The sequence below is a fragment of the Chryseobacterium sp. 2TAF14 genome, assembly GCF_052115105.1.
Classification (GTDB): Bacteria; Bacteroidota; Bacteroidia; order Flavobacteriales; family Weeksellaceae; genus Chryseobacterium.
On the sequence record NZ_JBFRGA010000253.1, the window covers coordinates 1 to 3,642 of the forward strand.

Below are 3,642 nucleotides of genomic sequence, written 5' to 3' on the forward strand. Positions count from 1 at the left end.
GGCGTAAACTTAGCAAAGAACACGAAGTTTCGAGCAAAAAAAATATAGATTAATAAACGGATATTTAATTTTATTTACCGCCTAAAAGCAGAAGCTCTTCAACTCTTATTTCGGTAATATATCTTTTCACGCCCTCTTTATCGTCGTAAGATCTGTACATCAATTTTCCTTCGATGGCAATTTCTTTTCCTTTCGGAACATACTTTTGAAAAATCTCGGCGGTTTTGCCAAAAGCAACCAAATTGTGCCATTGTGTTTCTTCTACTTTCTCACCTTTTGCATTGGTGTAGTGATCGTGTGTTGCCAGTGAAACGGAAATTTTTATCCCTCCGTTTTCGAAGTTTACTGTTTCAACTTCTTTTCCTGTGTAACCTATTAATGTTACTTTGTTTCTTAGTGACATAGCTTTATATTTTTTAAATTAACAAATCAGATAAGAGACGTTCACTTTGTTTTCTCTAATCTCTGTTGCAAAGATTCATTAGGTTTGGAAAATTAGTCGGTAATAAACTGTTTAAATTCGTTTGTAGTCGTTTGAAAACATTTAAATCATTACTAATCAAAAATTTACGGTATTATATTTTTTATTTAGTTATGATATAGAAATTATGTACATTTGAATCTTAGCCATAATTTTAAAACACAGTACCACAAAATGAAAAACAAGATTTTCTTATTCTTTATATTACTGGCAAACTTAACATTTGCGCAAAAAGCAAAAATCGACTTCTTGCCCGAACAACCTTACGACCCGGACATATGACCTGGTTTAATGTTGGACAAGAAAAATACAGAGTTTTGATTGTAGAAAAACCAGGAGTTAAATATTTACAAACAGGGCAATCTTCAAATTTTGACAAGAATTTTTCGCTTGAAAACTGGAGCAATACGATTATAAATGCGATAAACTATATTGTACAAAACGAAAAAATAGATAACACCAAAATTTTATTAGCAGGTCATTCGGAAGGAGGTGTGGTTGTTTCAAGAGTTGCCAATTTAATGAAAGGTAAAATATCAAATGTGGCAATAATGGCAGGAGAAGGACCTTCGCAATTGTACAGCTTATATAAATTTGCAGATGACGGTACTTTTTTCAACACCAAAGAACATAATATGCCTACTTCGGAAGAACGTATAAATTACGTCAAACAAAAATGGGCGGATATTTTAGCAGACCCAACGAATACCAAAAAGAAATTTTGGGGATTTACTTATTTGCGTTGGTCAAGTCTTTTGAAAACTTCGGTAATCGATGAATTATCAAACTACAACGGGAAAATATTTTTGCTTCAAGGAACAGCCGATAAGGCAGTTTACCCCGAATCTGCGATTGTTTCATATACTGCTCTTTTGTCAAAAGGAAAGGATGTGGAGTTGGTGAAAATTGAAAATGCCGATCACGCCTTTAACATCATGAACCATCCTGAAACTGACGGATGGAAAATGGTTATCGAAAAAATAATTAATTGGTTCAATCAATAAAAACTACAGCTAACAAGGTATTGCCAACACATTACTAAAACTCTCTCCTAAAATTAGAATGCTGCGTCGCCGTAAAATAATCACAGAAAACCTGGTAAACTGCAGAATCAGTATGGCTCGCTTTAATTCCCAATTGAAAATAAATCTCCAAAATCTGATGCGATAAAGTCTCAACCAAATCTGATGAATAATCATGAATTTCAACCTGTTTTTCAGAAATAATCAACTTAGAATCATTCAATAAAGATTCAGTTTCATCAGCAAAACCCATCACTTTTTCCATCGCTGCTTCTATTTTTTTATCAAAAAAATTCAAATCGAGATGAGGTCTTATTTTGATCGCTTCTTCAGAAAAATGAGAAGCCATCCCAAGATAATTAACCAGTAAAGTCAAATCCGCAAAAATCCTGAACGGAATTTTATCTAAAACATCATCCGTAAAAAAATCATCATAAATAAAACTATAACCTTCAGATACTTTTACATTTTCAGCTTTAAAAGAATACGTTCCGGTTGCTTTCATGCCCATCGATTTCCAGTCCGGAATTATTTCAACATCATTTTTAGAAATCACAAAAGATCTGATGAGTTCATTTCCCGATTTGTCAAGCAAAGAATTTCCGTTTTCCGTCAATTTTGCGTTTAATGTAAAATGACTTAAATGTGGAGCTCCGGTTGCAAAATGCCAAAATCCGTTGATCAGAAAAGCTCCGTAGGATTGTTTTTCGGCTGTTCCGCCAATCATTCCGCTTCCACCAAAACAGGTTTTTGAATTAGAGAAAAGTTCTTTTGCAATTGTAGGTTTTAAATTTCTTGAGAAAAAGTTGGCTCCCGAACATAAAGTCAGCATCCAGCCTAAGCTTCCATCGATTTTTGACCAGTCGAAAAGGATTTTTAAACCTTCATGTAAACGCARTCCCAATCCGCCGTATACTTTCGGAACCCAAATCTGAAGCAATCTTTCATGATGAATCTGATCGATGATCGATTGCGGAACTTCAGAAGCTCCGTGCATTTTATTTCTTAATTCTTTAAGTGTAAACATGCCTTTTATTTATCGCTGAATAATTAAAAAGATTAATTTTTATTAATAAATTGGACTTTATATTTTTTTTTCAACGCAAAGTTTTATTTCTTGATATTTATTATTTAAGAGACAAAGAATAATCAATAAATTGATTCTAAGCGTATGTTTTCAAGCTTCATCAGCAACGAAGTTGCCATCTTTGCTCCTTAAAATAGTAATCTTAAAAATTAAAATCTTTGCGTTTCTAATCCAAAACATTCATCTGATTAAGTCGCAGAAACCAATTTGGATTTAATAATCTTCCTCCATTCCAAATAGCCAGAAATTGCGACGATAAACAAGAAAGCCGTTAAAACCGCATACAAATAAAGTCCTTTGTGAATAAGCAACGGAATCGCAATGATGTTGCTGATATTCAATAAAATCCAGTTTTCAATTTTTCTGCGAGCCATCAACCACATTCCTGCCCATGCAAAAGCACTCACCAAAGAATCTAAAACAGGAACATCAGAATCGGTAAAATTCGTCAGAAAAAAGTAGAAAAGAGCCAATGTTCCAACTACAATTCCGCCGGTAATTAATTTTTCGTTATGGGTTGTTTCAGAAATTTTTGTTTCAGATTTTCTTTTACCAAATTTCCAGTACAGCCATCCGTAAATGCTCATGACGAGATAGTAAAGATTAAGCGTAAACTCTGCGTAGAGTTTAGACCGGATCATCACATAAAGCGTTAATAAAATCCCCGCAATACCGAAAAGATAATTATTAGAATTGTTTTTTCTTGCCAATAAAACCTGGCAAACTGAGAAGAAAACCCCAAACCATTCCGGTAAGGTGATCTGTTGTAAAATTTCCTGCATCAAATTAACTTATAAAAATTAAATGATGAGATGATAAATCAAAATTCCCTACGCCGGAATTACCCGGATCAGGTGTGGAAAAAATTTCCAGGGTATCATCTCAGCCGCAATAAGCAGCACCCCATTGATGGCACAAAATTGAGACTTATTTTTGGAAATAAAAAATTAAACTCCAAATTTTCATTTTAATTATAAAGTGTAAAAAAGAAATAATTTTCTCATTGATTTCTCAAAATTGCAGTTGAGAAATGTTAAAAACTGTTTAATAAC

General features: G+C 33.3%; 4 protein-coding genes. 1 reads left to right on the forward strand and 3 read right to left on the reverse strand.

The window, feature by feature from the left end; all coding sequences use genetic code 11:
- Positions 1 to 70: 70 nt before the first annotated feature.
- The gene (locus AB4Y90_RS16965) at positions 71 to 403 is read right to left on the reverse strand and encodes a single-stranded DNA-binding protein (RefSeq protein ID WP_441558747.1); all 333 of its coding nucleotides are present in this window, start codon (positions 401 to 403) and stop codon (positions 71 to 73) included.
- A gap of 356 nt (positions 404 to 759) precedes the next feature.
- Between AB4Y90_RS16965 and AB4Y90_RS16970 the strand changes: the two genes are divergently transcribed.
- Positions 760 to 1,485, forward strand: a complete 726-nt coding sequence (locus tag AB4Y90_RS16970; RefSeq protein WP_441558748.1) for an alpha/beta hydrolase family protein — start codon at positions 760 to 762, stop codon at positions 1,483 to 1,485.
- Positions 1,486 to 1,519: 34 nt separating this feature from the next.
- On the opposite strand, the gene AB4Y90_RS16975 is transcribed toward AB4Y90_RS16970, so the two are convergent.
- Positions 1,520 to 2,530 carry a hypothetical protein gene (locus AB4Y90_RS16975; RefSeq protein ID WP_441558749.1) on the reverse strand — a complete coding sequence of 337 codons (1,011 nt, stop codon included), beginning with the start codon at positions 2,528 to 2,530 and terminating at the stop codon, positions 1,520 to 1,522.
- Between the two features lie 248 nt (positions 2,531 to 2,778).
- Positions 2,779 to 3,375 carry a nicotinamide riboside transporter PnuC gene (gene pnuC, locus AB4Y90_RS16980; RefSeq protein ID WP_441558750.1) on the reverse strand — a complete coding sequence of 199 codons (597 nt, stop codon included), beginning with the start codon at positions 3,373 to 3,375 and terminating at the stop codon, positions 2,779 to 2,781.
- Between the last annotated feature and the right edge of the window lie 267 nt (positions 3,376 to 3,642).

Excerpts from the sequence above, each read along its gene's own strand:
- AB4Y90_RS16965 (WP_441558747.1), bottom strand. The coding sequence starts at position 403 with ATGTCACTAAGAAACAAAGTAACATTAATAGGTTACACAGGAAAAGAA.
- AB4Y90_RS16970 (WP_441558748.1), top strand. The coding sequence starts at position 760 with ATGACCTGGTTTAATGTTGGACAAGAAAAATACAGAGTTTTGATTGTA.